We start from the raw sequence: 5,362 nt of genomic DNA, 5'->3' as shown, positions 1-5,362 counted from the left end.
CTTATTTTTTATTGTCAATAAGTCCTTACTTTCATTTTACATGTAAAAAGAGTAAACGCTATTCACCGTTTACTCTTTTTGCAAATCATTTCTTTTCTTCTTCCAGTACTGCTTCCATCTCATTAAATTCACGATGAACTGCCTTAACGGGTTCTTTCGTTAATAAACTTACAACAATAACAGTTAATAAACTACAGAAGAATCCAGGTACCATTTCATACATAATTGCTTTTAAACTTGGAATTTGTACCCATGCTATAACAACTACTGCACCAACAATCATACCTGCAAGAACGCCCCATTTATTCGTCCTTTTCCAATATAAACTTAATAAAATGGCTGGTCCGAACGCTGAACCAAATCCAGCCCAAGCATAACCGACAAGTGTTAAAATTGTATCACTTGGATGATACGCTAAAACAACTGCGATCATAGCTACTACTAATACTGACAATCTACCGATAAATACAAGTTCTTTGTCACTTGCATTACGACGGAAAAATGTTTTATAGAAGTCTTCCGTTACTGCACTTGAAATAACAAGTAATTGTGAGGAAATACTACTCATAATCGAAGCCAAAATAGCTGATAATAAAAATCCTGTAATGTACGGATGGAATAAAATATTGGAGAATGTTACAAAGACCATTTCTGGGTCTTGTAATGTCGTATTATTTTTAGCATAATAGGCGATACCAATTAGACCAGTAAGCATTGCACCTATAATTGAAATCGTCATCCAACCGATACCGATTCTACGAGAAGTTTTTAAATCTTTAATAGAGGTAATTGCCATAAAGCGGACAATAATATGTGGTTGACCAAAATATCCAAGGCCCCATGCTAAAAATGAAATAATACCAAGTATTGTGGTTCCTTTAAACATATCTAAATGCGATGCATCGACTTGCTTAATGGTATTAAATGTTTCTGTTATACCACCGACATCCGTAAAGGCAACAATTGGCACTAGTACAAGCGCAATAAACATAATACAACCTTGCACAAAGTCCGTCCAACTTACGGCTAGAAAGCCACCCAATAGTGTATACGCAACAACGACACCCACTGTTACAAATAAACCAATTTTATAATCAAGGTTAAAAGAATTTTCAAACAAACGTCCACCCGAAACTAAACCAGCCGACGCATAAAATGTGAAAAATACTAAAATGACGACAGCGGAGACAAAACGAAGTATTTTCGTACGATCTTTAAACCGATTCTCTAAAAAGTCTGGAATCGTAATTGAATCATTTGCCACTTCTGTATACGTTCGTAAACGCGGGGCAATGATTAAATAGTTTGCATACGCACCTATTAATAAACCTATCGCAATCCATACACTTGATAATCCTGTTGCATACATCGCACCAGGTAATCCCATTAACATCCAACCACTCATGTCAGAAGCACCAGCTGATAAAGCTGTAACTGCTGGACCGAGTCCCCTCCCGCCTAACATATAATCTGATAAATCGGATGTCTTCTTATAAGACCAATATCCGATATACAACATACCTGCCATATAAATAGCAAGCGAAACCATAATTTCAATCTTCACCAAATCTCTCCCTTAGTCCATAAGCCATTCAAAATTTCGAAAAATGACTTTTTCTATTTTCTTGTTTTCGCTTATGGTTCCCTACCTTAACAAACATTTTTTGTTCTTTCAAGTGAATGAGCACTTTTCATTACATGTGAAAACCTTTATAAACGCCTTTATCCCAGTGGATTACAATGATTTTTCAAGAAATTAAAGTAATAATATTCAGAAAATTAAAGAGGGTTTTTTCACACCTTATTTTCATTCCATTACCCGATAAATTTTAAAAACTAAAAGCCATACAAATGTATGACTTTTAGCTTATTGATGTCTCAAATTTCGCTTTCTCTACATATACTTTACGAAATTTCATATAGCATCCAATACGCCAAGGTACTATATAACAAACCGCAAGAGTGTAGAAAAGAATGCCGATTGACTTTGGATCTAGACCTTGTAAATGTCTTCTAAAATAAGCACGTAAAAGAACGATAACTAAAAATGTAGCAATAAAAGCGATACTTTTTTTTGCATAAATTTGACCATCTTCTCTGACTTCATACCCACTTAAAATAATAAGTGGAATTGATAATAACAGTCCGATCCCAGCAGCTATACCAATTTGCCAACCAGCAAGTTGTATCGGTGCTGCGTATAAAGAAAAACCTGGTAATAAAAAGAATAATGGCAATAGTAGTCGTCTTCCTTTATTATTAATTGGTCGATTCATAGAGCGCATGCGTCTAAATATAACGAGCCCTATGACGAGTAAAAAAATTGTAATACTGTACGAACCTTGCTGCAAGTGAATCTCTCCCTAAAAATAGTCATTTTCAAAAATACTTCCCTATTATACTCCTAATTTTTCCAAAAATATGATTATTCCTCTAAAAAATCTTACATATCAAATATACTTTTAGGTTTGATTTACTATAGGAAACAATTCCGAAAGTGGAACTACTCTCCCCACCTCGTCTTTAAACACAATATGCTCTCTAGTTAAATGGCGCGGGCTCTTCACTCCCGCCGCTGCCGCTAATGAAAATAAACTATATCTCATACTAATAATATAATTCATGACTCGCCACTTCTTCTCATACGGATCTAACGCTTTTTGATAATGCGGATTCGTCGTGGCTACACCAGATGGACATTGGCTAGAATTACATTGAAGGGCCATAATACAGCCGCTTGCCATCATAAATCCGCGGGCTGAACTTACAGCATCCGCCCCAATCGCTAAAGCAATCGCCACTTTATCTGGTGTGATTAATTTACCCGATGCAAATACTTTAAACTTGTTACGGACACCATAATGGTTTGCTGTATCAATAAATGTAAGTAATGCTGGAATAAGCGGCAGTCCCATGCAATCTGCCATCGATTTATACGTTGCCCCTGACCCGCCTTCTGAACCGTCGATTGTAATAAAATCTGGGTAAATGTTTAGTTCTTTCATTGTTTTTATTAAATCTTCCAAAGGCTCCTGCTGACCAATTACAATTTTCATTCCAACTGGTTTACCGCTGTTTTCTTGCAACTGTTGAATAAAACAAAGTGTATCCGCTGCATTCTTTAAAAATGAAAATCGATTCGGTGAATTAATCGTCTCTCCCTTTCGGACGTTGCGAACAAAAGCAATTTTCTCATTTACTTTTTGTCCCTCTAAATGACCACCACGTATTTTAGCACCTTGCCCAAATTTCAATTCGAATGCTCTAATATTACTTTCTTTCGCTTTCTCCATGAATTTTCCCATTGAAAAATTACCGTCTTCATCACGGTATCCAAATAACCCTGGACCAATTTGCGCAACGATATTCGCTCCTGTATGTAAATGTTCTGGAATAACGCCACCTTCACCCGTATTAATCCACGATCCGCCTGCCATTTTTGCTCCAAAACCACTCGCTAAAATATAATTTTCTCCAATCGCACCGTAAGAAGTCGCAGATGCACCAAACATGCCATGTAGCTTCCACGGATATTTACGGTTCTCACCGACTATAATTGCATCATCTTCTTCGTACAGCCAAAGATTCGTTGTATCCGCTGTCAATTTTTCTCTTCTTGAAAATAACCCTTCTTTATGAATCACGTACTTTTTACCTTCCCGCTCTTGCGTGAGATTCACACTTAATTCCTCAGTTAATATCGGAAATAATGTATTAGCAATATAATATCCAGAAGCTTCAAAATCTCGTTTTGATCCAAAACCAAGTATTTCAGAGCGATATTTCGCTAAAAACATAACACTTTGAAAATCATAACGTGAGAAAGGCTTTCCATCCGTATCATGATCAAACCAATATTGTCGAAATTCAGGCCCTATCTTTTCCAGTAAGTAGCGCATTCTTCCTAAGTACGGATGTAATTTTAAAATAGAATGGTGTGTTCGTTTTTTTATAAAAAATGTAATGATAAAAAAGACGATTAAAAGCAACATTAAAAATAGTAATATACTAATAATAACGAGTAGCGTTTCACTCATCCCGCTTCCCCCTATGAAGTTCCATAATAAAAGGAGAACACTCGACGTGCTCTCCTTTTATCTTTATTCATACTAACGTAGCAAGATGCTCTTTCGCGTCATATTCAACTAAACTTTCAGCGTGTTTAATTCGATGAACAAAGTCTGGATTAGCAATTAACGGTCTTCCGAATGCCGCTACATCAATCGTTCCTTCTTGCAACGCTTCTTCGGCCTCTTTCGGATTTAAATTACCAACCCCAACAATCGTACCATCCCCATATTTTCTTACTAGTTGATGAAAATTCTTTCCATCAGCAATCTCTTGCGTATAATTCATCGTTGAAGGATGGATCATCGTTAGCCCAACCTCTTTAAACATATTTATGAACGTTTCAATTGCAAACTCAGGGTTTTCCCACATATAAGTAGGATTATCACCTTTGAAAGCAGAGAAACGAAGAAGTGTTTTATTAGCTCCAACAGCTTCTATTACAGCCGCCGTTACTTCTTTCATAAACGTTAACCTTTGTTTTAAATCACCGCCATATTTATCTGTTCGCTTATTCGCAAACTCATACGTAAATTGATCGATTAAATATCCGTGTGCACCGTGAATTTCTACTCCATCAAATCCAGCTTCGATCGCATTTTTCGCAGCTTGTGCGTATTGACCGATCACTTCTTGTATTTCTTCTAACGTCATTGCTTCTGGCGTATCAAACGGTTTACGAAAGCGTGGAACATTCCCCTCTGCAGCGATAGCCGACGGTGCTTGTGGCATTTGACCACCAATTATTTCATGATGACTCATACGCCCAACATGCCATATTTGAGCAATAATTGTCCCGCCTTCTTTATGTACTGCCTCTGTAACAGGTTTCCAAGAATCGATTTGTTCTTGTGTATAAATACCTGGTACTCCTGGGTTTCCTTTTGCTCTCGGACTAATGACAATTCCTTCTGTAATAATTAGTCCAATTCCATCCGCAGCACGTTTTCTGTAGTACTCCACTACATCAGCACCAACTGCTCCAGTCTCATTATCTGCAAAGCATCTTGTCATCGGTGCCATCGCTATACGATTACGAAGAGACCAAGTTCCAACTTGAATTGGATCAAACAACTTTGTTTCTTCAACGTTTTCAAAAAATCCCCCAGCATTTACATTTGTTCCTTCATAAATACTCGCTGCTTTATTACTTGAACTTGTCATTTTTCTTCCCCCTAAAAAATCTTACTATAATCGCATCATACTTACTTTTAGATAGTAACGTCAATTTTTACGACTTTACAATAAAAAATTCGAATATCCAAAAAATAAAATGCTATAAATAATATTAAAA

4 protein-coding genes are annotated in these 5,362 nt (G+C 36.6%); all 4 read right to left on the bottom strand.

Annotation, left to right across the window (positions count from 1 at the left end):
* Window positions 1-85: 85 nt before the first annotated feature.
* A complete protein-coding gene (putP, locus tag ACQGS6_RS22315; RefSeq protein ID WP_426965626.1) occupies window positions 86-1,564 on the bottom strand; it encodes a sodium/proline symporter PutP in 1,479 nt (492 codons plus the stop codon).
* A gap of 298 nt (window positions 1,565-1,862) precedes the next feature.
* Window positions 1,863-2,351 carry a cytochrome c biogenesis protein CcdC gene (locus tag ACQGS6_RS22310; protein WP_001183922.1) on the bottom strand — a complete coding sequence of 163 codons (489 nt, stop codon included), beginning with the start codon at window positions 2,349-2,351 and terminating at the stop codon, window positions 1,863-1,865.
* A 111-nt stretch (window positions 2,352-2,462) separates the two neighbouring features.
* Complete coding sequence (locus tag ACQGS6_RS22305; RefSeq protein WP_426965625.1) at window positions 2,463-4,037, bottom strand: glutamate synthase-related protein; 1,575 nt, start codon at window positions 4,035-4,037, stop codon at window positions 2,463-2,465.
* A gap of 67 nt (window positions 4,038-4,104) precedes the next feature.
* Window positions 4,105-5,232 carry an alkene reductase gene (locus tag ACQGS6_RS22300; RefSeq protein ID WP_426965624.1) on the bottom strand — a complete coding sequence of 376 codons (1,128 nt, stop codon included), beginning with the start codon at window positions 5,230-5,232 and terminating at the stop codon, window positions 4,105-4,107.
* Window positions 5,233-5,362 lie beyond the last annotated feature (130 nt).

Source organism: Bacillus sp. GMs2/2, assembly GCF_050172095.1.
In the GTDB taxonomy this organism is placed as follows: domain Bacteria; phylum Bacillota; class Bacilli; order Bacillales; family Bacillaceae_G; genus Bacillus_A; species Bacillus_A cereus.
The sequence above is the reverse complement of the archived record's forward strand: the minus strand, read 5'-3'. Positions and strand labels throughout refer to the sequence as shown.

What these genes read in the sequence shown, in the direction of transcription:
- ACQGS6_RS22305 (WP_426965625.1), bottom strand. Translation starts at nt 4,037, where the DNA reads ATGAGTGAAACGCTACTCGTTATTATTAGTATATTACTATTTTTAATG.
- ACQGS6_RS22300 (WP_426965624.1), bottom strand. Translation starts at nt 5,232, where the DNA reads ATGACAAGTTCAAGTAATAAAGCAGCGAGTATTTATGAAGGAACAAAT.